Raw genomic sequence first — 23,626 nt, 5'->3', positions numbered from 1 at the left:
TTCTCGGTCAGCAAAAATAATTTAATGATAATAATATTTATTATCATTAAGTACGTACCAGATTTTTTCTTTACTGGCAATTTTTAATCATTTTATGATTATTAATCTTGCAAAACCACTAATAGCTGCTTAATATTTTAGCAAGAGAGCAAAGCAAAAACAAAGTAGCTCGTGTTTGTTGAATTTCTCTTGAATGCCTTGGATTATTTTTCACATAGCAACCAAAAATATCTATTTCATCTGATATTTTTGGTTCAATTAACTTCCAATTATATACCGCTAATTTTTTTGCCACTAACTCCAAATCAAATATCTTATTTTTAACAATGGCTAGAGTGAAATAAAATGATCCTAATTCTTGGTTATCATGATTACTTTGTTCTTTAAGTATTCCAATTTCTGCCAAACAAATTTGCGATTGACTCAATTTAAGCATATTCTTTGCAGCTTGTGCAACATATAGTTCAGGATTTGTCTTAAACAAGTCTGATTCTTGCTTTGTTAAATTTAATATATTATTAATAAAGGCTTGTGAAGGATATACTATTCCTCCTTTAAATACTTCATAGTCATTTGAAAACTGTGAAAACTCTTTACTCAGAAATCCACTATTCGTAGTTTCAATGAAGGAAATAGATAATTTATTTTGCTTCAATTTTTCATATAAATAAACAGGAACTTTTTTATCTTCAGAAAATAAAATATGCTCATGGAAAGCTTTTTCAACTTCATTATTGAATTCCTTGTTTAAATATTCTTCATAAAATTGTTTTTTTTCTAAATTATCTGCAAAAATAGTAACTGAATAAGACACATAATAAGGATGAGCTTGATATGAAACTGATGAATTAGGAAAACGGACTTGTAAATTTTTTTCTGCCGAATTTATTGCATTTTGCATAAATGATTCGCCCATGAAAAAAACTTGCCAATACTTAACAACTGGAAAAAAGGACTTATCTTCAAGAACTGGCAGAACATACTGGAGAAACATTTTTTCCATTTCATAAGGAACACCAGGCATACTAAATACTTTAATTTGTTTCCCATTCTTTTCTCCTGAAACAACAAAACCAACAGCAGTACCTAATTCATTAGGTAACAATTTACAATTTTTAGGTAAATAGGCTTGTTTTTTATTACTTTCTGGAATTTCTTTCCTTCCCGCTTTTATAAAAAAATCGGCACAAGAATTCCAAGCTTCATGATTAAACTCAGTAGGAATTTCAAAAAACTTTGCCACAACTTGTGCAGTAAGATCATCTGATGTTGGCCCTAATCCACCTGTCATTAAAATAATTTCAGATTTTTTTGTTAGATAATCTAAACAATCTAATAACTCTATTTCATTATCTCCACACATCATTGAAGCAGTCACTGCCATACCTATTTTTCTTAAATGCATTCCCATAAAAGGACCATTTGTATCTTTTGTTTTCGCAGATAGAACTTCATTTCCTGTAATTAATATACCCGCAGATAACATTTCTTACTCCTAAAACAAAAAATAAATAAAAATATTAAAATTTTATTTTCCAAGTTTTCACTTCGGAATCATATATCCAAAACTCGCCATTGTTATGCTTTAAATTTAAAGAAAAATTATCAGATAAAATCTCCATAATGTGTAATGTACTTTCATCAACAGATATCTTTCCCGTTGGATTTAAATCTGTTTTTACACTCCCTGGGTGCAATGCAAAAATACTTATATCTCTTTGCTCATTTGTAATTTGCATAGCTGCTTGCCTAACATATTGGTTAATTGTTCTTTTAGTCATCCGGTAAACGGAAGTTAGAAAAGAGTCTCTTTCTCTTAATGCCATTGTACTTGAAATAAGTATTACCTTTGCGCCAGCCTCTAAAACAGAAATTAAATTATTAGTAGATTCTATTATACCAAAAACATTTGTATCATATACATGCCTTAATTCATGCATTGTAAGCTGCAATGCATTTACATCATCTTGAGCTAAATCAGTAGATGAAATACCTGCGTTTTGCACTAGTAGGGATATATTAATTTTTGCATTTGTAAGTAAATTTTTAACATATTCAGTAGTATAGGGTTTTGTAATATCGATAAATAATGCTTCAAATATATTTTTATTTTCGAAATTAAAACTATTTCGTCCTGTCGGAATAACTGCATACCCTTCTTTTTCTAATTTATAAACTAATTCTTTACCAATTCCTTTTGAGGTACCAATAACTAATGCAACACCTTTGGGACATTTTTTAGCAAATTTGTCATACCACTCTTGTAATTTAATAAGGTTTCTATTTAGAGGATCCCAAAGGTCGACTAATTTATCATTAATATATATTTGGGGTTTAATATTACAACCAGATCTTTCTACTATCGCATGTACTCCACAATATTTAGTAAAACTTAAAAAAATACCATGTATGACTTTATCTATGTCTAAATTTTTTCCTGTTAATTTATAAGTTAAAACACAATCTTTGAATATTTTAGGATGTACTTCTGTTTGCGTTGCAATGCATTCAACTGAAAATTTTTCTACCGATTGTCGCATTTTTTTTAAAGTGCTAATAACATCAATTGCTGTACAAGATGCCATTCCCTGTAATACTAATTCTTTTGGACTAGGCGCTGTTTTAATACTTTCAGGACCATTTTTTCCAGATATATCAATATTTTTACCTTCTGCACATTCAGCATAAAATTCCCAATCTTGTGGATATTCTTTCGCATACCAGTTCACTTTTATTTTCAAAACAAATAACTCCTTTAAATTAGCTTAAAACTTTTCCTAATTGTATAACATTTAATATTTTAAAATTTTTCTTATTTAAAATTACAATATCAGCATCAAAATTTGGTAATATTCTTCCTTTTAAGCCCATACTGTTTTTTTTACTAATTCCTAAACAATCAGCTGGATTAGTTGAAGTCATTTGTAAGCCTTCAGCAACAGAAACCAATTTTTGTTGTAAAATATTTTGCAGGGCATGATGTATAGTTAATGCAGAACCTGCTAAAGTACCAGAGCTATCAATATATTTTCCATCTTTTACAAAAATATCTTTGCTATAAATTTTAAATTTATCTAATTGTGTTCCAACAGGGGGCATTGCATCGGAAACCAAAATAAATTTTTTTGTTTCTTTTGCTTTTAATACTACTTTAAGTGTATCAAAAGATACATGATGGCCATCAGCTATAATTCCTGCCCAAGGCTTTTCATTTAAAATAAAAGCCCCTATTACTCCTGGCTCTCTACTGCCAAATTGACTACAAGCATTAAATAAGTGAGTTATACCTCTAATACCTGCTTGAAATCCATTTTGCATTTCATTAAATGTTGCAAGTGTATGCCCTGCAAATACATTAAATTTATTCTTTAATAATTCACTTATAAATTCTTTAGAGACTTTTTCAGGTGCAATGGTAATAAGTTTAATACAATTTACTATTTTTTTTAGTTCTTGTACATCTGATTCTGTTGGAGTCCGTATATATTCTTCTGCATGAATACCTTTTTTATCGACATTGATAAATGGGCCTTCTATATGAATACCAATAACTCCTGGAATTTTTTCCTTAATGGCATTATTTAAGGTCTGAATAAATATTGGCAATTTAGTTTTATTGTCTGTAATAAATGTTGGTAAAAAAGAAGTTGTTCCGAATTTTGCATGCGTCGAAGATACTTTTTTTATTTCATCAATTGAAACAGTTTCATTAAAAAAAAAGCCTCCCCCACCATTAACTTGTATATCTATGAATCCTGGACACACAATTTGTTCTTTGGCATCAATCGTTAAATATGTTTTACTATTTTTTCTACCACTAATATCATATATTTTTTTGTCTTTAATAAAGATTTTTTTGTTTTTTTTAAATATTTCACCATCAAATAATAATGCATTTTCAATACAAAGCATAAAAAACCTCTTTATCAATCAGTTATTTTAAATGATTGATATGTTTTCTTATCATAAGAATTGCGCCATCGCACGCATCTCCTAGAGGTTTGTTTAACTGTTTTTTTATGGCAGGTTTTAAATAGTCAAAAATAAATGGAGCTACCCCTCCAAGTATAGAAAAAGGGGTTTGTTGATTTTGTTTTGATTTCATTTTTAATGCTAAATAAATTTGCTCAACTTCTCTAGCTGACTTTTTTAAAAGAAATTCAGCAAATGAATCATTTTTTTTAGCATATTTAAAAACATCTCTAGCTAATTCGGCAAACTGACTGGCATTTGCATAACAAGCCCATTCAGTAATATTTTCAACTTTATTTGCAAATTTTTTTTGTAAATATTTCAATAAAGGAGTTGGCTCAGCTCTACCATCACAGTAATGTAACAACTGTCTAGTAGTTTCTAATCCTAACCATGCAGCTCCGCCCTCATCTCCATGTGGAAATCCCCAACCACCAACTTGTGTTTTGCCTGACCTATTAATTGTTAAACCTACGACTCCCGTCCCTACAATAATGATACTTCCATAATTTCCATTGTGTGCACCGAGACATGCGATATATGCATCGGATTGAAGTTTATACTGGTGAATTCCTATTTGTTGTATTTTATTTAAAAACTCTTCTCTGGCAGTTTGTACTTCATAACCAGCAACTCCAATTCCTGTTTGAAAGTTTTTTAGCTGCATTTGAGAAATATTAGCTATTTTAGCTGCTATATTTAAAGCCTCAGTAATAGATTGGATTGCAGTGTCAACTGACAAACGAATATTAGCGGGTCCTGCGAATGATTCAGCAATTACTTTGCCGGAGGCAGAAACAATTCGAAGGTGCGTTTTGCTTCCTCCTCCATCAATTCCAACAAAGTAATCACCATCTTTCATATTTAATCTTTTTCCTCAACAATACGAGAAGAGATAGATTGTAATGGACGAGCATTCATAGGAAATAATTTTTGAAATTTTTTAATTTGTTCTTCTGAAACTTCAATTTTATCCTTTATAACATACCAAGTAACTATTTCTGAACATGGAGGAGTAGTTAATGATCCTTGATATGTATAGTAGTCTTTATCTTTTGGTAAAAGTGCATTTGGATTTATAGTTGAATTTTCAATTGCATCTTCTTTTCCTGCTTGACTTGGCATTTTATTAAATAATGATTCAAGTTCACTATTTTTCTTACCTTTTTTCATCAATATACCAACAACTGCTAAACTTCCATCTGTTCCTTTATTAACAAAGTGAACTTCTAATTCAGTTCTTTTACCATTAAATGCATGCTCACTTGGAGTATGAAAATGAAATTGTAGAAGATCGTAAGTAGAAGGGCCTATCGTTACTTTACTTCCTTGTGGATAATTCATCTGAATTGTATGGCCATTATTTAGAATTTTTAAAGGAGCTGCTATATAAGAAAACATAAGTTGTGGAAGGGATTTATTTTCTTTTTTATTTCCATCATTGATATCAATTGGAGATTGTCTTTTTCCCATTGAACAAGCCTTATTATCTGGGGATAGTTTACCCCATTCAGCAGGTCCCCCTTGCCCAATGTATCTCCAGTGATGCCCTTCTGCAGCAAATGAATTACCTGCTATTAGAAGGGAAGCTAATGATAAAAATGACAAAATACTTCTTAAGGGCATAAAAATTCCTTTCCATAATTAGAAAAAAAAAGGCAAAATTAATATAAACTGTATTACTTTTTCTTAAAATATAGTTTACTAATGTTTTTCTGCTTGAGCAATCTTTTAAAAATTGAGAAGTAAAGCATGAGGTAAAAAATGACAAAATATTGGGCTAAAAGATTTAGAAATATCATATTAACAGGGATGCCAGCAACTGGCAAAACAACTTTTGGTAAACTCTATGCTCAGCATAGTGAACGCTTTTTCCTAGATTTTGACGCTTTTATAGAATCAACAACAAAAAAAACAATACCCCAAATTTTTTCACAAGAAGGAGAAGAAGGCTTTAGAAACTTAGAAGAAAAAATTCTTCTTAAATTAGAACGCAGGCACAATTTTGTAATAGCATTTGGTGGAGGAACATTATTAAAACCTGAATCAATCGCTTTTGCTAGAAAATTAGGGTTGATTGTGATGCTTGATCTGGATTTAACCGAAATTGCGAAAAGAATTTTTGTCCAAAAAGAAACCAGGCCTATGTTTTCCCATTGCCAATCTTTAGAAGAAGTACAAAAAATGGTTAACGATCTCTATATCAAGAGAAGAGATGCCTATGAACAATCTGATGTTGTAATAAATGCAACTTATAATACTTTTGATTGCTTAAAAATGCATTTAGCTATGATTGAAAAAAGAGCTGGAAATAGGGAATATATGCAAGATGTATATAACATTATGAATAAAAAAAATAAATATCAAAGTAAATGGTCAGAAAAAGAAGAAGAATATTCTGAAGAACAATTGTCTCCTTAAAATTATTTTAAATTTTCTTGATTACTTAATTTAGTCCTTTTTTATTTTCTTTATTTTAATTTGAACAGTACTTCTTGCTAATCCAAATGTTTTTGAAAATTCTGAAATACTTTTTTTACTTTCTGAATTATATTGCTTAAATATTTTCTCAAAAAGTTGCTCTTCTAATTCTTCATACTTATAATATTCTCCAGCATTATCCTTATAAAATAATTTTATAAAACCTGAATTTTCTCTCTTATTGAGAAAATAATAATTATCATTATTTTTCATAAGTATTCTTTCAGGAATTCCTAAGGGAGTTAATATTTTGTTAACTTGATGTTCTGTCATTGCTCTAAGACAGTTTCTTAATTCTCTAACGTTACCTTCTATCCAAGGAAGCTGGCATAATACATTTAAAGCAGTTTCTTCAATACTATAAGGACCTCCTCGCATAGTTTTACAAAAAAATAATATTAAATCTGGTATCTCAGATCTTCGTTCTCGCAAAGGTTTTAAATAAATTTCTGTTTCACACAATCTCTGCCATAAGTCATTACGAAATTTATTTTCTTGAACCATATCCCATAAAGAAACATTTGATGCAGCTATAAAACGAACATTAATTTTTCTTGAAGCGGAATCACCAATTCTTGTTACTTCTTGATTTTCGATAGCTCTTAACAATGCCATTTGCGCACTATCAGACAAACTTGCAACTTCATCTAAAAACAACCAACCACCAGAAGCCGCCTCAAGCAATCCAACTTTATTTGTTAATGCACCGGTGAAGGCTCCTTTAACGTAACCAAATAATTCGCTCTCTACTAAATTTGCAGCAATACTTCCACAATTCATTTTTACAAAAGGTAATCCTTTTATATAATCTTCAAATAATTCAGCAACAACTTCTTTACCAGTACCTGATTCTCCTTCAATATAAACAGATGTTATTGCTGAATTTACAATTTGTGGAATTCTTCTACTAATTTTTTTAATAGTTTCTCCAGAAAATTTTTTACTTAAATTTTTTTCTTTTTTATCTAATCCTATAATTCCTCTTTTATTAAAAATTGTTGATCTTATAAGAAGTAATTTCTCTAGTAGATTTTGATTATTTATTTTTTTAGAAATAAATTCGTCAGCACCAGCTCTTAGACTTTGCAAAATTGTGGCAGGATCATCTAAATTAGAACTCATTAATATTATTGCATTGGGATGAAATCTTTTTACTTCTTTCACCAATGAAATACCAGTAATATTTTCTTTTTCAGAAAGATGAATATCTAAAATAACAAAATCTAGAATTTTTAGTTTGTTTAATGCGCTCTTAAATTCCATTGCATTTAAACAAGAAGTTATTAAAATTTTTAAATTATTTTTATTAGTTTGCAAATTTCTTGCTAAGCTTCTTAACTCAAGAATATCATCATCTACGTGAATAACGTAAAAAACATCCTTATCTAAATGATATTGATGTTTTATAGACATATCACCGCCTGAATTAAAAAATATCCTGTAGTGGTGACTTCGTTATTTTTATGTAATTCTTAAGTTAATTTTTTTGGTTTTTTAGGAATAACACAACCATGACACCCACCACTAGAACAAGATGATGCTTTCACATTCTTTGTATTTTCTTTGTTTCCAAAGATATCTTTTAACTTCCACTGATATAGTAAATAACCTACTGATGTTAAAACAATAAAAAAAACAAGAATGTGCTGAAACATAACCCTCTCCTAAGGCAGCTAAATATATTTATGCAACAAAATATTTAGCTACATGGTAAACAACAAAAGAAGCGAAATAGGCCAAAGCAAATAAATATGTAAACATAATAATTGGCCATTTCCACGAATTGGTTTCTCTTTTAGTTACTGCTAAAGTTGATGCACACTGCGGAGCAAAAATATACCAGGTTAAAAAGGCCAACGCTGTAGGCAAGCCCCATGAACTTCCAATTGTTGCGGCTAAACCCTGTTGTAAAGCTTCTTCATTACCACTAATAGCGTATACCGTTCCTAGAGTAGCTACAGCAACTTCTCTGGCCGCCATGCCTGGAATAAGTGCGATCACAATTTGCCAATTAAACCCAATTGGTGCAAAAAGAGGGGCAAACATTTTTCCTAACATTCCTGCAAATGAATAGTCGATTGCCGCTTCGGTTGCATTCGCTGGGGGTGCAGGATAAGTACTCAGAAACCAAATAATAATTGTTAGTGCAAGAATGATTGTCCCCGCACGCTTTATAAAAACAAAAGCGCGTTCTAGTAATCCAAATATAATATTTTTTAAGCAAGGCAAACGATAAGAAGGTAACTCCAACATTAAAGGATGTAGCTCTCCTTTTAAAAAGAACTTTTTAATAACAAAAGAAACAATTAAGCCAGAAAAAATACCTGCTGCATATAAACCAAACATCACCAACCCTTGCGAATTGATAAAACCCAAAAAAGTGGCTGAAGGAATAAATGCTGCAATTATTAATGTATAAACAGGGAGTCTTGCTGAACATGTCATCAATGGAGAAATTAAAATTGTTATCAAACGATCATTTTTATTTTCAATAGTTCTTGAAGCCATTATACCAGGAATGGCGCAAGCAAAACTAGACAATAATGGAATAAAAGCCTTTCCATGTAAGCCAACTCCGCCCATTAATTTATCCATTAAAAAAGCAGCTCTGGCCATATAACCAGAATCTTCTAAAAGAAGTATAAAGAAAAAAAGCGAAACTATTTGTGGAACAAAAACAAGAACTCCACCCACACCAGCAATAATTCCATCATTAATTAAACTTTTTAGAACTCCGTCAGGCATTGCCCCAGCTATCCAGTGTTGTAATGATGCCATTCCTGCTTCTATCATTTCTTTTGGATATTCTGGAAGAACAAAAACTGCTTGGAAAACTACAAATAAAATAAACAAAAGTGTTAATAAACCAAATACAGGATGAAGTAATAAAGAATCTAATTTCAAAGTCCACTCGGAAATGTTACCTTGCTTTCTATTTGCTTGTCCTAAAATACGTTCGACTTCTTTATGATATGCTCGAACTTCTTGTGCAACTGGCTCTTTCCAACTGATATTTTCTTTTTCTATTTTTGTTCCTTTTTCTAATTCTCCTTCAACCGCATTTACTAAGTCTAAAATTCCATTTTTCTTAATAGCAACAGTAGGGATAACAGGAACACCTAATTCTTTTGATAAAATATTAATATCAATTCCGTAGCCTCTTTTTTGTGCTACATCCATCATATTTAACGCTAAAACTATGGGCTTTCCAATTTTCTTAAGTTCTAGTACAAGTCGCAACCCTAAATGCAAATTAGTAGCATCGGCTACACATACAATTGCATCTGGGATAGCCTCGTCTGTTACTTTACCCAGGACTACATCACGTGTTACAGCTTCATCTGGACTGCGAGCTCTTAAACTATATGTCCCTGGCAAATCAAGAATTTTAATTTTTTTACCTTGAGGAGCAATAAATACACCTTCTTTTCGTTCAACAGTAACACCTGAGTAATTTGCAACTTTTTGGCGAGCACCTGTTAACGCATTAAATAAAGCTGTCTTACCGCAATTAGGATTTCCAACCAAAGCAATTCGAGGAGTAGATAATAAATGTGTAGACATATTAGTTTAGCTTTCTTACTAAAATAGCTTGTGCTTCTTTGCGACGAATGGCTACAAGTGAACAAGAACGAAGCAATACAGCAATTGGATCTTTTCCTAAAAAACCTTCATGCTGAATAGTGAGTTCAGTTCCTTCAACAAAACCCATTTCTAATAAACGTCTTTCAAGCTCTCCTTTTGGTAGAGTTAGATCCTCGTTTAAGTGTTCTTCAGTAATTTTAACTACTTCAGCTTTTTCCCCTTTTTTCAAATCTGCTAAAGGGATCACAGGTATTTTTAAAATATTTATCGATGAATCAGAAGAGGTTGTTTCATTCTGATGCTTCAGATTGAAGGGGGGAAACATAAGAATGCTCCATAACTTTTTATTAATACTGAAAAAAAACAAAAAACCAATAACTAACTAGTTTTTGTAATTGAAAACTAGCACTGATGATAACCATTATCAATATGATGTGGAAGATAAATTATAGACAATTTTGCCAGAATGTCAGTTATGGAGAAATTTTTTTTATGTTTCACGATTTATACGAAAGGGTATATTTCTAAGCAAAAATACTCACTCTTCTTCAGAGTGAGAAATACAATTTTATTTGGGTAGCTTTTAACAACTAAACTTTTGATTTTACCTTTAGTGCAAAGAAAGCAATATACAAATAGCAGAGCAAAGGAACAACATAGCTAATATGAATGTTCATATGATCTACCACAAAAGCTTGTAGTGGTGGAATTAATGCTCCACCAACAATTGCTACACAAATGATTCCAGAAGCTTTTTCCATATACTTCCCAAGGGATTGTGTACAAAGAACAAAAATAGTCGGGAACATAATTGAGTTGAAAAAACCTACAGCAATAATGCTGTACATAGCTAAATGGCCTGTAGCAAATACAGTTACAGTCACTAAGAGAGCGGCTGCAACAGCATGGACGAATAAAACTTTATGAGGTTTAACTTTGGTAGTAACATATGCGCCTATAAAACGTCCCACCATAGCTCCACCCCAATAGTAAGCTAGCAATTGAGCCGCTTTTTGATGGCTCATATTTCCAATTTCAGGAGAGGAAATAAAGTTAACCATAATACTGCCTATAGAAACTTCTGCTCCAACATAAACAAAAATACCTATTACTCCCATTACAAGGCTAGGATAATCGAATAATTTAAACTGTGATTCTTCATGAGAAGTTAAAGTACTTTTAGCTGGTTTGTTTGCTGGAAACTTATAAAAAGCGAGAGCAACAGCTATTAAAATAGCAAATGCAGCTAAACCTAAATACGGTATTTCAACCGCATGAGCTGCTTTAATTAGCTCTTCTTGAGTTTTCACAATGCCATCAGCTGGATTTGTATCAGAAAGAATTCTGGAACCTAGTAATGGTGCTAAAGTTGTTCCTAATGAGTTTAATCCCTGCGCAAAAATAAGCCTACTAGAAGCTTTTTCTGGGCCACCTAATATAGTTAAATATGGATTAGCTGCAACTTGTAAAATAACTATTCCACTTGCTAGAATAAAAAGTCCACCCAAAAAGAAGGTGTAGATCATAAAATCAGCAGAAATAAAAAATGATAAACATCCAAGAGTTGTTAGTGCAAGACCTACTATAAAGCTTGACTTATAGCCAAACTTAGAAATCAGTTTACTTGCTGGGATTGAGATTAAAAAATAAGCTCCAAAAAAGGTAAATTGTACCATTGAAGCTTCCGTATTTGATAAATTAAATACTTCTTTTAAGTGAGGAACAAGAATATCATTCAGACAAGTAATAAAGCCAAAAAGAAAAAACAGAGTTGAAACAACACCAATGGCAAATGTGTGACTTTGCTGATTTTGCACAACATTATGCTGATTTGGCTGAGGAAACTTCACAGCAGAAACCATTAAAAACCTCTTAAATCTAATAATTCATTAAATGGATACCTCTAAAATACATCCAAGGATTTACTATCATAAATCCAAGGCATCTTAAAAATATTCACAGGAAGTTCACTTAGAGTTTTTATTTTTTATTGACTAAAAACAACAAAGAAATAAATTAGGTATAGATATTCATAGGATATAAATTTAATAGAAGACTTAAAAACACTTAAAAAAAATCATAAATACAATTAATTAAATGTTTTTAAAACAATTAATTGAAAAATTTTATCCAAAATTTTGTGAAATCGCAGCTTGTGCAGCTGCAAGCATAGCTATAGGTATCCGAAAAGGTGAACAACTTACATAATTTAATCCAATTTTGTGACAAAACTTAACGCTTGAAGGTTCTCCTCCATGCTCACCACAAATTCCTAATTTAATCTCAGGTTTTTGTTTTTTCCCTAGCTCGCAAGCAAGCTCAACTAGACGTCCAACCCCTTCTTGATCAAGTGAAGCAAAAGGATCTTCAACCAAAATACCTTCTTGTTTGTAGACCCGTAAAAAAGGAGCTGAGTCATCTCTGCTAAAACCATATGTCGTTTGAGTCAAATCATTGGTTCCAAAGCTAAAGAAATCGGCTTGTGTTGCTATTTTATCTGCAACTAAAGCAGCTCTAGGAACTTCTATCATAGTTCCAAAAGGAAAATGCGGTGCTATTTTTTGCAATCTTTTTCTTAACCATTCTAGTTCTTGCTGAATACCAACAAGAGGAATCATAATTTCAGGAAACACTTTTTTTCCTAGTTCTTTACAAATATCAACAGCTTCTACTATTGCCTTTACTTGCATTTCATATATTTCGGGATGTGAAATTCCTAAACGACATCCTCTATGTCCAAGCATTGGATTTGCTTCATGCAAACTTTTAACTCTTTGTCTGATATCTTCTGCAGAAAGCCCTAATTGATTGGAAAGAGTCATCATATCCTTATCTGTGTGCGGCAAAAATTCATGCAACGGCGGATCTAGAAGTCTAATAGTTACAGGCAGATTCTCCATTGCACTTAAAATAGATACGAAATCATCTCTTTGGAAAGGCCGTAATTTTTCTAAGGCTTCTTTTCGTTCTTGAATATTTTTTGCAAGGATCATTTGCCTAACAAATGGCAATCTATTTTCATCAAAAAACATATGCTCGGTTCTACACAATCCAACCCCTTCTGCACCAAAATTTCTTGCAAAAGCAGCATCTCTCGGAGTATCTGCATTTGCTCTTACCCGCATCGTACGGTACTCCTTTGCCCAACCCATAAAGGTAACAAAATCTGTGCTGAGTTCAGCGTTTTTTGTTTCGACTTTACCCAACATAACCTCGCCAGTCGAACCATCCAATGTAATCCAATCCCCTTCCATAATTTCAATGCCAGCAACTCTTACTGATTTATGAACTTGTGAAATGCTTAAAGAAGAGCATCCCGCTACACAACATTTCCCCATTTGTCTTGCTACCACTGCAGCGTGGGATGTCATTCCTCCTCTTGCAGTGAGAAATCCTTGTGAAGCATACATTCCCCCAATATCTTCTGGAGATGTTTCATCTCGAACAAGAATGACTTGCTCTCCCCTGGCAGCCCAACTTTCCGCTTCCACTGCGGAAAACACAGCTCTACCCGAAACAGCACCGGGAGAAGCCGGCAAGCCTTTGGCAATCACTTGTTTATGCGCTCTTGGATCTAAGGTTGGATGCAGCAACTTATCTAGATCTTGGGGATTAACTTTTAATAAAGCTTCTTGTCTTGATATTTTTCCTTCATTTGCAAGATCTATGGCAATTTTTAATGCGGCTTGAGTTGTTCTTTTTGCATTTCTTGTTTGTAGTAAATAAAGTTTACCTTGCTGAATTGTAAATTCAATATCTTGCACATCTCTGTAATGATTTTCGAGTTTTTCACGAACCTCTAGAAGTTGTTCATAAACATGTGGCATTTCTTTTTCTAATAATTTTAAATTTTTAGGAGTTCTAATGCCTGCTACAACATCCTCTCCCTGCGCATTTAATAAATATTCTCCATAAAAAGTATTTTCCCCAGTGGAAGGATCTCTGGTAAAACAGACCCCCGTTCCAGACTCTTGTCCCATATTTCCATAAACCATAGAGCAAATATTCACTGCTGTTCCCCAATCATTGGGAATTGCATGAATTTCTCTATATTTCTTTGCTCGAGCACAATTCCAACTTTTAAAAACAGCACCTATGGAAGACCACAATTGTTCGTAAGGATCTTCAGGAAACTGTTCATGAAAATGCTTTACATATATTTGTCTAAAAATATTACATATTTCAATTAAATCTTCAGTAGACAGGTCTGTATCTTCGTTCAAGCCCCTATTATTTTTATAATTTTCTAAAGCGTCTTCCATATGATGGGTTTCTAATTCTTTTACAACATTTGAATACATCTGAATAAATCTTCTATAGGAATCATAAGCAAACTTAGGATTTTGCGTTTTTTTAGCCAAAGCTTCTACTGTTGTTGTGTTTAATCCCAAATTTAAAACGGTATCCATCATTCCCGGCATGGAAACCCTTGCACCAGAGCGAACACTAACAAGGAGAGGATTTTCACTGTCAGCAAATTTAGCTTCCATTATTTTTTCAGTCTTTTTCAAGGCTTCAAGTACTTGTTCTTTTAACTCAGATGAAAAAGATGCATTATCGTGCAGATAATCTAAGCATACTTTCGTAGAAATGGTGAAACCTGCAGGAACTGGCAGCTTCAAAAGTGTCATTTCAGCTAAATTTGCCCCTTTACCACCAAGTTCTGATTTCATAGAAGCATTTCCATCAGCTAAACCACCACCAAAAAAGAAAACTAATTTCATTCAGAGAATCTCCTTGTCATAATGAAATAGACGCAGCATCTACAATCGTACTTTATAGCTTTAACTCAAGTTCATATAATTGTAAATTGACAATTATTTCTTAGGCAGTGTAAAAATATTATACAATTTACCTATCTCTAAAAGAATGATTGAAAAAAATCCAATTTATTAGAAAATTCAAAAAATATTTTATTTTTTTGGAAAAGGAACAGTTCTTTTTTCATCAATAATAACATGATTTTAAAATTTTTTGCTCAAAACAGAAGCTAATACTTGAACATCTGTCTATTTTCTATTAGCTCTTTTTATAAGCAAAGGGTGTTTAGTCTTTCTACAAACCTTGGAAGAAAGACAAATCATTACACCTTGTTTTCATTAACAAAAAGACAAACAAAGGTTGGCACTAAAATTGCTAACCTAAACTTAAACGTATTTGAAGAGGTTTAAACTATGGGTGACGTAATTGACATTTTCTCAAAAAAAATTCTTAAAGATAATTCAGTAGTTGCAAAAAACAATCAAGTCGATGAGCCAAAATCTCACTTTGAAAAACAAACGCAACGTAATAAGGCAAATCAGGAAAGATTGCGCAAAGAACGCGAACAAGCAAATAAAAATGTAATGAAAAGCTATCGCATAAAATAAAGTCATGTGGGCGCTTTTTTAGAAAGCGCCCCAAACTAAACTTACCTTTTTATTTTTTTTAAGCAGAGGAAAAAATGCTAAATAATTCTTTCAATTCTAAAAGAAATATTCTTGATTTCGAGCTGTTTAAATTAAGAAAAAAAGCAAAAGAAAATAGATTACTTTTATTAAAACAAAAACATAATAACATAATTCTTTTTAAAGATTCAAAATTATTAGAAGAAGTCGAACTATCAAACAAAATTCATAATATTAAACAAAGCGTTCAAAGAATCAATAAGCTTATTGAAGAATTAAGACAAATTTCAGACAAACCAAATAAATAATATTCCCATAAGTTGTCATTCCCTCAATTTACTGTAAAAACAAAACGGCATAGAATTTTTGTATTTAGATCGTTTTGGAGAGGTTAATGATATGGGAAGCATACCATTTTACGCAAAAAGATTTGTATCTGGCTCTAATTTTGAAGAAGCTTTTAACATAGTTGAAAAATTAAACCAAAAAAAAATATCTGTTACTTTGGATGTTCTGGGTGAAAATATAAAAGAAAAAAACCAAGCACTAAAATTTACCGAAGAATATGACTTATTATTGAAACGAATTGCTGAAAAAAAACTTGATAGTTACGTTTCTGTTAAATTAACTATGCTTGGTTTAGATATTGATCATGAGTTTTGCTTTGAAAACTTATGTAAAATTCTCAAAACAGCAGATCAATTTAATTGTAGAGTAGCTTTAGATATGGAAGGCTCAGACTATACAGAAAGAACTTTAGCAATGTATGAACGTGCGGCAAAAGATTTTTCCAGTCCTGAAATTGTTTTACAAGCATATCTTCATAGAACAGAAAACGATATCAACAGAGTCATTGCTGCGAACGGAAAATTGAGACTATGCAAAGGCGCTTATAAAGAGCCTGCAGAAAAAGCTCTCCAGAAAATGCCCCAAATTGTAGAAAATTATAAAAAGCTCATTCAAAAATTACTTGTCGATGGAAAACGAGTTTGCATTGCTAGCCATGACGATGAAGTAATAGATTTTTGTACGCAATTTATTGAGAAAAATAATATTCCAAAAGATCGTTACGAATTTCAAATGCTATATGGTATGCGTGAAAAAACTTGGTCAAGAATCCGAGAAAAAGGTCATAATATGACTATTTATGTCCCATATGGTGAAGATTGGCAAGCTTATTACTCTAGAAGGCTAACTGAAAGAAAAGAAAACGTATTTTTTGTTTTAAAAAATCTATTTAAATCATAACTTTCATTTTTTGATTTATAAATAAATTTTATTTATCTTTCCTAATTTATTTAAGTAAAAATTTATATATCTATTTCTATATTAACAAATTCTTCTTAAACTTGACACTAATCCGCTCACTAGTTAATAGTCTCCTAAATTGCATAGTAACTGCAGTTCAAAACTTAAGGAGTGCAACCGAGTGACACCGAAAAGAAATATAGGTTTATGGGGAGTTACTTTAGCTGCAATTGGCAGCATGGTTGGCTCAGGCTGGTTATTTGGTCCACTTTATGCTGCACAAATGGCTGGTCCTGCAGCAATTTTGTCTTGGCTTATTGGTGGTTTTTTCTTTGTATTTATTATTTTAGTTTTTTGTGAACTTGCTGCAATGTTTCCTATTATGGGTGGTCTAACAAGTTATTCTTTTTTTACGCACGGTAAATTTACAGGAATAATTACTGGTTGGATTTATTTTCTTTGTTTTGCAACAATTGTACCAATAGAAGCCTTAGCAGTTATACAATATGCAAGCACTTACATTCCTATTCTTACCATAACAGATAGTGCCGGAAAACATGAATTATCTTTTATTGGATATATTTCGTCCGCCGTTACTTTGTTTATTATGATATTTATTAACAGATTTTCAATTAGGTTCCTAACTAACACAAATTCATTAGCAACTATTTGGAAATTACTTGTTCCTTTTGGTATTGCTTTAGTTTTTATATCTCATAGCAATAGCAATTTTGGGAATTTAACTCAAGCACAAGGCTTTTTACCTTACGGATTTGAAGGCATTATGTCTAGTTTATCTGTAGGTGGAATTATTTTTGCTTTCGGTGGTTTTCAAAGTGGAATTATTTTAGCAGGAGAAACTAAAAATCCACAGAGAAATATTCCTCTTGCAACGATATCAGCTTTAATTATCGTAACAGTATTATATATCCTTATTCAATTATCCTTTATTGTTGCTGTTCCAAATCACCTCTTAAATGATGGTTGGAGACAATTAAATTTTACTGGTGATCTTGGTCCATTTGCGGGATTGGCGATTGGGTTAGGGCTCACATTCATAGGTATTTTATTGTATATTGATGCTATTATTTCTCCATTTGGCACTGGTTTGATAATGACTTCAACAACCGCTAGAGTAATGCATGGTTTAGGGACTATGGATGCAGCTCCTAAATTTGTAACTAAACTAAATAAAAATGGCGCTCCTGAAAACTCTTTGTGGTTATCTTTTGCAGTTGGTCTTATTCTTATTTTTCCTTTCCCAGGATGGAAAGAAATGGCCGCTTTTTTAACGTCATCTTACGTTATGACTTTATCCGTTACACCAATAGCTCTTGTAGTGCTTAGGGAAAAATACCCTCAATATAAAAGACCATTTAAACTTCCATTTTATAAAATAGTTGCATTAACGGCATTTTCTATTTGTGGACTGATGATGCACTGGATTGGTTTCTCTGTTTTAATACGCCTAACAGGAATTATTTTGTTTTTAATAGCACTATATTCATTTTTACTTTATAGAAAAAGAAGAAATCAGTTAAAAACTTTAGATCTAAAAGGCTGTATTTGGATTCTTGTTTATTTAGTAGGATTTACTTTAATAAATTATTTTTCTGTTTTTGGAAATGGTATTGGTAAAATAGGGACTTTCTATAGTAATATTATCGCAGTTATTTTCAGTATTTTCGTATTTTTTATAGGCTGTAAATTCTCATTAAATAAACAACAAATAATAAAAAATATTCATGAAATAAAAGACTAAACATATCATTATTAATGATTACTATTACATCCTCTAAAAAGAAGTAATTATATTTTCTAACTCAACCAAGCAATAAATTCTGTTGCGAGAATTTTATGACCATTTTTCTGACCTCGCAAAGACATTTCGAGCTTAGCGGCCACAATAAAAAAATGAAATAATTTTTCTTTCGTTAAGACTTGTATTGCTTTTTGAATACGTGCTTGTGCAGGATATGGAATAAACGCTTTTTCAAAAGAAGTTTTTAAATTTTTTGTTTCTTCATAATACCTTAATACAGATGCTACTTGCTTTAAAAAGTATACAACTGCCATTAAAATACTCGTAGGTTCTTGCCCGCAAGCTTCACACTGTGACATTCGTAATTCAATTAAATACAAATCTCCCTTTGCAATGGCATCAACAACATGAAAAGCATTTACTTCAGGGTTTCCTGCCATAGCTTCAGAAAATTTCAATCCTGTTTTATCCATTAATGAAAAATGCAGATCACAGGCAATTAAATCTGATGAATAGGTTTCTATTGCAACTTGCAATAAAGCAGACTGCTCAGACTTATTTAGTTTTTGGAATGTTGGATATCTATTTAAAAGAACTTCTAGCGTTTTATAAAGTTCCAAATCATTAGGTTCGTAACACTGATAAACCATTCCCCAAAGCTGGAAATCATTTAATTTAATAATATTTTTATAGGACATATTAGCCAAAAAATATGCGCTAGTATCTAGCTTTTTTGGTAAGCGTTGCAGATGAATTTTTTCTTCATCCCACTGCTTAGCTGTTAACTTATCTGGCAAAAGTACGATGCTTTTTTGTTGCGCAAAAAATAACGTTCCAGAGGCTGTATATTCAACAAAATCCGGTATTGCTGTTTTGCCAGAAAATGAAGGAACAGATCCCTGAACTTCCTTTGCTAATTTTTCTTCAATAATTTTTTTAAAAATAGAATTATCACTAAGAATAACTTTTATATTTGGTGCTTGCTCTTGATCTAACAGGAGTTGCAATAACTTAGAAGCTTCAATTCTTTGCATAAATCTCCTTTTTGTTGGAAAATAAAGAAAAACACTCACAGAACGTCGACAATAATTTGGTATGCACAAGTTGTGAAGTATTTTTTTGATAAAATTTTCCGTATACTTGATCACAAAGTTTAAATTCGTTAAACCTCACTTGGTTTTTTATTTTTGACCTATAGTTAATACAGGTGAACCATGGAACATTCGGTTGAACTTCAAGGCAGAGACCCCGTCGATAAAAGGCCTGCTCTTGTAACTGGAAAAGATCCTTCTTTTCATATGGTAACTCAAACTGTTGCACCCCTTGCAGGCCGCAAGGTAGGGCCTGGCTGGCATATTGCATTTTTACTGTCGTCCCTTGGTGTTGGACTTTTAACTGTTTCACTTGCTTATCTATTCTGGGAAGGAATTGGAACCTGGGGAAACAATAACAGAGTTGACTGGGCATGGGATATTACAAACTTCGTCTTTTGGATTGAAATTGCACATGCAGGGACTCTAATTTCAGCTATTCTTTTATTATTCCGTCAAAAATGGCGTACATCAATAAATCGTTTAGCAGAAGGGATGACCATTTTTGCAGTAATGGCCGCAGCAATTTTTCCGGCTGTGCATATTGGCCGTCCTTGGTTTGCCTATTGGTTATTTCCTCTACCTAATCAAATGTCTATGTGGAATAACTTCAAAAGTCCGCTTGAATGGGACGTTTTCGCCGTAAACACATATTTAAGCATTGGGGTAATTTTTTGGTTTGTTGGAATGATTCCTGATTTTGCAACATTACGAGACAATGCGAAATCCAAAATTGGTAAATTTGCTTACGGACTTGTTGCTCTAGGCTGGACTGGTTCTGCTCGCCAATGGGTAAATTATGAAAGAGCATGTATTTTACTCGCTGGTATTGCAACCCCTGCTGTTTTTTCTACAGCCGGAATAGTTTCCTTAGACTTTGCAACTTCTATTTTGCCAGGCTGGCATGCAACCATTTTCCCACCTTATTTTATTGCTGGAGCTATTTTTTCAGGTTTTTGTCTATGCTTAAACCTTTTAATTATGGTGCGTTCTATATTTAATTTTAAAGATTTGGTCACCGCTAGACATATAGAAATTTGTGCTAAATTTATTTTATTTACAAGCATTATTATGGCATATGTTTATATAATAGAATTTTTTACTGTATTTTATAGTGGTAATCCTTATGAACGTTTCTGGAATTGGAATCGTATTTTTGGACCATATGGATGGGCATATTGGGCTATGGTTATTTTGAATATTGCTATTCCCCAAACTTTCTGGTTCAAAAAAGCAAGAAATAATATTATTTGGCTTTTCATAGCAGCTATCTTAATAAACATTGGGATGTGGTTAGAAAGATTTGTTCTTATTGTAACAACTTTAAGCCGTACATTCATGCCAAGCTCATGGGGTTACTTTATCCCATCATTTTGGGATATTTCTTTGTTTATAGGTTCAATAGGTTTATTTTTCTTTCTCTTTTGTTTATTCGTCAGATTCTTACCTATGATAAATATGGCTGAAGTTAAATCCGTTATGCCCCAAGCGGATCCTCACTCAAAGCATTAAAAATACCTTTCTTAGCAATTAATACAGTAAATGTTCCTATTTTCTTTGTTGGAATATTTATTGTATCACTTGACTATTGTAATATTGAAAAAGAACGTCATAATTTTAGCAATTCATTTTTAGATATTTATTTCCTTGTTTATTATTCATTGAACAATTAATCAAGGAGTCTTATAATGATAAAAAAATTAATTGCAAAATCATTATTTCTGATTTTTTACGTTGATTTCTCGTTAAGTGCTTTTGCTCAAGAAGAAAAAACAAATCTTAATAATTATTTTTCACCTTATAATGACGTAACAGTAAATGCTGTGTGGTCTGATTGGCAAAATTATCCCCAAGGACGGCCAGCAGATCTTCTTCCCATTTCGCAACAAACAAAAACTAATGCTTATACACTCGCATTTATTCAAGCAGTAGGAAACAACTGTAAGGCAGCTTGGGCTGGAACAGAAGCTCTTTCGGTGGAAAGTAAATGGGGTATTTACTTAACAAATCAACTTCAAACAAATTCAATAAAATATTTTATTTCTTTAGGTGGAGCGAGTGGAACAGATCTTAGTGTAAGTTGTCCAACAATAAATGCACTAACGAAACAATATGAAGATATAATTTCTACTTATAAACCAAATGGTCTTGATTTTGATCTTGAAGGTGCATTTCTTGCAAATCGTTCGGCTCTAACAAAATTATTAGCTGCCGTAAAACAAATTCAAACCACACACCCGGAAGTATTCATTTCCTTTACCTTACCTACAATGCCAGATGGACTTACAATTGATGGACAATGGTTATTAAAATTAGCCACATCTACAAATATTAAATATAAAGTAAATATAATGACAATGGATTATGGTTATAGCTTTAATCAAAATATGGCAAACTATGCCATTCAAGCTGCAAATAGTTTATTTCTTTTTTTACAGACAGTTTATCCCAAATTGAATACATCTCAAATCTGGAATTTAATAGAATTAACGCCTATGATAGGTTTAAATGATGTTCGTTCTGAAAATTTCACTCTTATTGATGCATATAATTTAACAATCTTTGCAAAACAAAATAATTTAGGTGGTTTGCATATGTGGTCCGTTTCAAGAGATAAACCATGTTCTGTAAATTATGTTTCCATAAATTGCTCAAGTTTAAACAATCAAAAGTCTAACTATGAATATATGAAAATTTTTGCAAACTTCCAAAATGGTTCCTATGTTAATTAATATTTATTAAATGCAATTCAATTTACTTTATACCATTTAATTTATTTATAAAATTTTCAGGTATTTTAATAATTTTGTTATCAATAATTGTTACAAGTTTTGTTAATACTAGAGCTTTAATAATATTATTTACTAAAAACTGGGTTTGCAATTGAAATGATGCTGAGGAAAGTTCTAACAAGTACAATTTTAAATTTATACTTTCAGAAAAATATATTGGTTTTTTATAATCCACTTGAACTGACTTTGTAATTAATTGCAATTCAGGTGTTTTATGAATTTCATTTCTAAAATATGTGTATCTTGCTTCAATTGATAAATCTATATACTTTGAACTGGTTAAATGATTATACATATCGAAATCACACCATCTTGGTTCAATAGCTTGATCAAAAAGTAAAATTGATTCTTGCACGTTTTGTTCTCCTTCTATTGAACTCAAAAGCACAAAAAAATAATTTTTGCAAGTATTTTATAATTTAATTATTGTAATTAAATTTTTTTTAGTTATTTTAATTCAATAAGTTATAAAATTTTTTTGAACCAATATTAGTATAATTATGCTTTTATCATTTCACCAAATGCTTTTCATAAATTTCTGTATATTCTTTAGTTTTCGTCCAAGAAGATAAAAATTGATTAAAATTTTCCATCAAATCTTTATCTTTTACACGAAATGCAACTCCAAAATATTCATCTTGTACTTCTGTATTTTTATAAATAAAAGAATCACCAAACTTAGAAGAAATATTAATAGCATTATTTGTATCGGTAAAGATAACATCAATTTGATTATTTTTTAATGCATTTACTAAATCAGCAGTTTCATTAAATTTTAATATTTTTGCTTTTTTATAGTTTTTCCCAACGTAAAAATCACTTGTATAACCTAAACGAACTCCTATTTTAATATTTTCAGAATTTAATTTATCGAAACTAAAGTTATTCAGAATGGTCGAATTATTTTTTTTCATTAATACACTAATTCCATCTTTAAAGTATGAGTTACTAAAGAGTACTGTTTTTTTACGTTCATCTGTTATTGTCATTCCTGAAACTATCATGTCACATTTTTTTGTATTTAATGCGGGAATAATACCATCAAAATGATAGTCAACTATTTCATATTTAACTTTAAGAAAATTAGCATAAGATTTGATCATGTCAACATCAAATCCCACCCAACCATCTTTCCCATGGACAGAAAAAGGAGGAAATCCCCCAGCAGTGCAGGTTTTAAATTTACCCTCCGCTTTTATTTTTTGAAGAGTTGTTAACTCATCTGCAAATAAATTACTCATTATAAATCCATTTAAAATATAGAATATCGAAATTTTTATTAAATACTTCACTTTATGCCTCAAATTT

Annotated in this window: 21 protein-coding genes; 7 read left to right on the top strand and 14 right to left on the bottom strand. The window is 31.5% G+C overall.

Annotated features, from left to right (window positions below):
* Positions 1-118 precede the first annotated feature (118 nt).
* The 5 genes from GOY08_RS02860 to GOY08_RS02840 are packed head-to-tail and all read right to left on the bottom strand — an operon-like array spanning position 119 to position 5,598.
* Positions 119-1,486: a molybdopterin-binding protein gene (locus GOY08_RS02860; RefSeq protein WP_158997056.1), complete on the bottom strand. Its 1,368-nt coding sequence runs from the start codon at positions 1,484-1,486 to the stop codon at positions 119-121.
* A gap of 34 nt (positions 1,487-1,520) precedes the next feature.
* Entirely contained in the window at positions 1,521-2,741 is a 1,221-nt protein-coding gene (locus tag GOY08_RS02855; RefSeq protein ID WP_158997055.1) for an SDR family NAD(P)-dependent oxidoreductase, read from the bottom strand.
* A gap of 19 nt (positions 2,742-2,760) precedes the next feature.
* Positions 2,761-3,912: an N-acetylglucosamine-6-phosphate deacetylase gene (nagA, locus tag GOY08_RS02850; RefSeq protein WP_158997054.1), complete on the bottom strand. Its 1,152-nt coding sequence runs from the start codon at positions 3,910-3,912 to the stop codon at positions 2,761-2,763.
* A 22-nt stretch (positions 3,913-3,934) separates the two neighbouring features.
* The gene (locus GOY08_RS02845) at positions 3,935-4,834 is read right to left on the bottom strand and encodes a BadF/BadG/BcrA/BcrD ATPase family protein (protein WP_158997053.1); all 900 of its coding nucleotides are present in this window, start codon (positions 4,832-4,834) and stop codon (positions 3,935-3,937) included.
* 2 nt (positions 4,835-4,836) lie between these two features.
* Positions 4,837-5,598: a carbonic anhydrase gene (locus tag GOY08_RS02840; protein ID WP_158997052.1), complete on the bottom strand. Its 762-nt coding sequence runs from the start codon at positions 5,596-5,598 to the stop codon at positions 4,837-4,839.
* 138 nt (positions 5,599-5,736) lie between these two features.
* Here GOY08_RS02840 and GOY08_RS02835 point away from each other — a divergent pair, with 138 nt between their 5' ends.
* Positions 5,737-6,393 (top strand): shikimate kinase, encoded by a 657-nt coding sequence (locus GOY08_RS02835; protein WP_158997051.1) that lies wholly within the window; start codon positions 5,737-5,739, stop codon positions 6,391-6,393.
* A 30-nt stretch (positions 6,394-6,423) separates the two neighbouring features.
* Here the strand turns inward: GOY08_RS02835 and GOY08_RS02830 are convergent, their stop codons facing one another.
* The 6 genes from GOY08_RS02830 to ppdK all read right to left on the bottom strand — a co-directional run bounded on the left by GOY08_RS02830 (position 6,424) and on the right by ppdK (position 14,762).
* The gene (locus tag GOY08_RS02830) at positions 6,424-7,866 is read right to left on the bottom strand and encodes a sigma-54-dependent transcriptional regulator (protein WP_158997050.1); all 1,443 of its coding nucleotides are present in this window, start codon (positions 7,864-7,866) and stop codon (positions 6,424-6,426) included.
* A 59-nt stretch (positions 7,867-7,925) separates the two neighbouring features.
* Positions 7,926-8,108, bottom strand: coding sequence for a hypothetical protein (locus GOY08_RS02825; RefSeq protein ID WP_158997049.1), 183 nt, complete (start codon positions 8,106-8,108; stop codon positions 7,926-7,928).
* 28 nt (positions 8,109-8,136) lie between these two features.
* Positions 8,137-10,017, bottom strand: a complete 1,881-nt coding sequence (gene feoB, locus GOY08_RS02820; protein ID WP_158997048.1) for a ferrous iron transporter B — start codon at positions 10,015-10,017, stop codon at positions 8,137-8,139.
* 1 nt (position 10,018) lies between these two features.
* Positions 10,019-10,363 (bottom strand): FeoA family protein, encoded by a 345-nt coding sequence (locus GOY08_RS02815; protein ID WP_158997047.1) that lies wholly within the window; start codon positions 10,361-10,363, stop codon positions 10,019-10,021.
* Positions 10,364-10,628: 265 nt separating this feature from the next.
* Entirely contained in the window at positions 10,629-11,900 is a 1,272-nt protein-coding gene (locus GOY08_RS02810; RefSeq protein ID WP_158997046.1) for a sugar MFS transporter, read from the bottom strand.
* A 264-nt stretch (positions 11,901-12,164) separates the two neighbouring features.
* A complete protein-coding gene (ppdK, locus tag GOY08_RS02805) occupies positions 12,165-14,762 on the bottom strand; it encodes a pyruvate, phosphate dikinase (RefSeq protein ID WP_158997045.1) in 2,598 nt (865 codons plus the stop codon).
* Positions 14,763-15,212: 450 nt separating this feature from the next.
* Here ppdK and GOY08_RS02800 point away from each other — a divergent pair, with 450 nt between their 5' ends.
* The 4 genes from GOY08_RS02800 to GOY08_RS02785 all read left to right on the top strand — a co-directional run bounded on the left by GOY08_RS02800 (position 15,213) and on the right by GOY08_RS02785 (position 18,435).
* Complete coding sequence (locus GOY08_RS02800) at positions 15,213-15,407, top strand: hypothetical protein (protein WP_158997044.1); 195 nt, start codon at positions 15,213-15,215, stop codon at positions 15,405-15,407.
* Between the two features lie 74 nt (positions 15,408-15,481).
* Positions 15,482-15,733: a hypothetical protein gene (locus GOY08_RS02795; protein WP_158997043.1), complete on the top strand. Its 252-nt coding sequence runs from the start codon at positions 15,482-15,484 to the stop codon at positions 15,731-15,733.
* 91 nt (positions 15,734-15,824) lie between these two features.
* Positions 15,825-16,673 (top strand): proline dehydrogenase family protein, encoded by an 849-nt coding sequence (locus GOY08_RS02790; protein ID WP_158997042.1) that lies wholly within the window; start codon positions 15,825-15,827, stop codon positions 16,671-16,673.
* A 181-nt stretch (positions 16,674-16,854) separates the two neighbouring features.
* Positions 16,855-18,435 carry an APC family permease gene (locus tag GOY08_RS02785; protein WP_158997041.1) on the top strand — a complete coding sequence of 527 codons (1,581 nt, stop codon included), beginning with the start codon at positions 16,855-16,857 and terminating at the stop codon, positions 18,433-18,435.
* 56 nt (positions 18,436-18,491) lie between these two features.
* On the opposite strand, the gene GOY08_RS02780 is transcribed toward GOY08_RS02785, so the two are convergent.
* Complete coding sequence (locus GOY08_RS02780; RefSeq protein WP_158997040.1) at positions 18,492-19,469, bottom strand: DNA polymerase III subunit delta; 978 nt, start codon at positions 19,467-19,469, stop codon at positions 18,492-18,494.
* A 180-nt stretch (positions 19,470-19,649) separates the two neighbouring features.
* Between GOY08_RS02780 and nrfD the strand changes: the two genes are divergently transcribed.
* Positions 19,650-21,038 carry an NrfD/PsrC family molybdoenzyme membrane anchor subunit gene (nrfD, locus tag GOY08_RS02775; RefSeq protein ID WP_158997039.1) on the top strand — a complete coding sequence of 463 codons (1,389 nt, stop codon included), beginning with the start codon at positions 19,650-19,652 and terminating at the stop codon, positions 21,036-21,038.
* Positions 21,039-21,214: 176 nt separating this feature from the next.
* The gene (locus GOY08_RS02770; RefSeq protein ID WP_158997038.1) at positions 21,215-22,258 is read left to right on the top strand and encodes a chitinase; all 1,044 of its coding nucleotides are present in this window, start codon (positions 21,215-21,217) and stop codon (positions 22,256-22,258) included.
* 22 nt (positions 22,259-22,280) lie between these two features.
* On the opposite strand, the gene GOY08_RS02765 is transcribed toward GOY08_RS02770, so the two are convergent.
* Positions 22,281-22,673: an acyl-CoA thioesterase gene (locus tag GOY08_RS02765; RefSeq protein ID WP_158997037.1), complete on the bottom strand. Its 393-nt coding sequence runs from the start codon at positions 22,671-22,673 to the stop codon at positions 22,281-22,283.
* Positions 22,674-22,827: 154 nt separating this feature from the next.
* Complete coding sequence (locus tag GOY08_RS02760; RefSeq protein ID WP_158997036.1) at positions 22,828-23,559, bottom strand: substrate-binding periplasmic protein; 732 nt, start codon at positions 23,557-23,559, stop codon at positions 22,828-22,830.
* Positions 23,560-23,626 lie beyond the last annotated feature (67 nt).

The sequence above is a fragment of the Pigmentibacter ruber genome, assembly GCF_009792895.1.
GTDB lineage: Bacteria > Bdellovibrionota_B > Oligoflexia > Silvanigrellales > Silvanigrellaceae > Silvanigrella > Silvanigrella rubra.
The sequence above is the reverse complement of the archived record's forward strand: the minus strand, read 5'-3'. Positions and strand labels throughout refer to the sequence as shown.

What these genes read in the sequence shown, in the direction of transcription:
- GOY08_RS02830 (WP_158997050.1), bottom strand. Translation starts at nt 7,866, where the DNA reads ATGTCTATAAAACATCAATATCATTTAGATAAGGATGTTTTTTACGTT.
- GOY08_RS02840 (WP_158997052.1), bottom strand. Translation starts at nt 5,598, where the DNA reads ATGCCCTTAAGAAGTATTTTGTCATTTTTATCATTAGCTTCCCTTCTA.
- GOY08_RS02810 (WP_158997046.1), bottom strand. Translation starts at nt 11,900, where the DNA reads ATGGTTTCTGCTGTGAAGTTTCCTCAGCCAAATCAGCATAATGTTGTG.
- GOY08_RS02760 (WP_158997036.1), bottom strand. Translation starts at nt 23,559, where the DNA reads ATGAGTAATTTATTTGCAGATGAGTTAACAACTCTTCAAAAAATAAAA.
- feoB (WP_158997048.1), bottom strand. Translation starts at nt 10,017, where the DNA reads ATGTCTACACATTTATTATCTACTCCTCGAATTGCTTTGGTTGGAAAT.
- GOY08_RS02860 (WP_158997056.1), bottom strand. Translation starts at nt 1,486, where the DNA reads ATGTTATCTGCGGGTATATTAATTACAGGAAATGAAGTTCTATCTGCG.
- GOY08_RS02815 (WP_158997047.1), bottom strand. Translation starts at nt 10,363, where the DNA reads ATGTTTCCCCCCTTCAATCTGAAGCATCAGAATGAAACAACCTCTTCT.
- GOY08_RS02835 (WP_158997051.1), top strand. Translation starts at nt 5,737, where the DNA reads ATGACAAAATATTGGGCTAAAAGATTTAGAAATATCATATTAACAGGG.
- nrfD (WP_158997039.1), top strand. Translation starts at nt 19,650, where the DNA reads ATGGAACATTCGGTTGAACTTCAAGGCAGAGACCCCGTCGATAAAAGG.
- GOY08_RS02770 (WP_158997038.1), top strand. Translation starts at nt 21,215, where the DNA reads ATGATAAAAAAATTAATTGCAAAATCATTATTTCTGATTTTTTACGTT.
- nagA (WP_158997054.1), bottom strand. Translation starts at nt 3,912, where the DNA reads ATGCTTTGTATTGAAAATGCATTATTATTTGATGGTGAAATATTTAAA.
- GOY08_RS02795 (WP_158997043.1), top strand. Translation starts at nt 15,482, where the DNA reads ATGCTAAATAATTCTTTCAATTCTAAAAGAAATATTCTTGATTTCGAG.
- GOY08_RS02800 (WP_158997044.1), top strand. Translation starts at nt 15,213, where the DNA reads ATGGGTGACGTAATTGACATTTTCTCAAAAAAAATTCTTAAAGATAAT.
- GOY08_RS02790 (WP_158997042.1), top strand. Translation starts at nt 15,825, where the DNA reads ATGGGAAGCATACCATTTTACGCAAAAAGATTTGTATCTGGCTCTAAT.
- GOY08_RS02780 (WP_158997040.1), bottom strand. Translation starts at nt 19,469, where the DNA reads ATGCAAAGAATTGAAGCTTCTAAGTTATTGCAACTCCTGTTAGATCAA.
- ppdK (WP_158997045.1), bottom strand. Translation starts at nt 14,762, where the DNA reads ATGAAATTAGTTTTCTTTTTTGGTGGTGGTTTAGCTGATGGAAATGCT.
- GOY08_RS02825 (WP_158997049.1), bottom strand. Translation starts at nt 8,108, where the DNA reads ATGTTTCAGCACATTCTTGTTTTTTTTATTGTTTTAACATCAGTAGGT.
- GOY08_RS02845 (WP_158997053.1), bottom strand. Translation starts at nt 4,834, where the DNA reads ATGAAAGATGGTGATTACTTTGTTGGAATTGATGGAGGAGGAAGCAAA.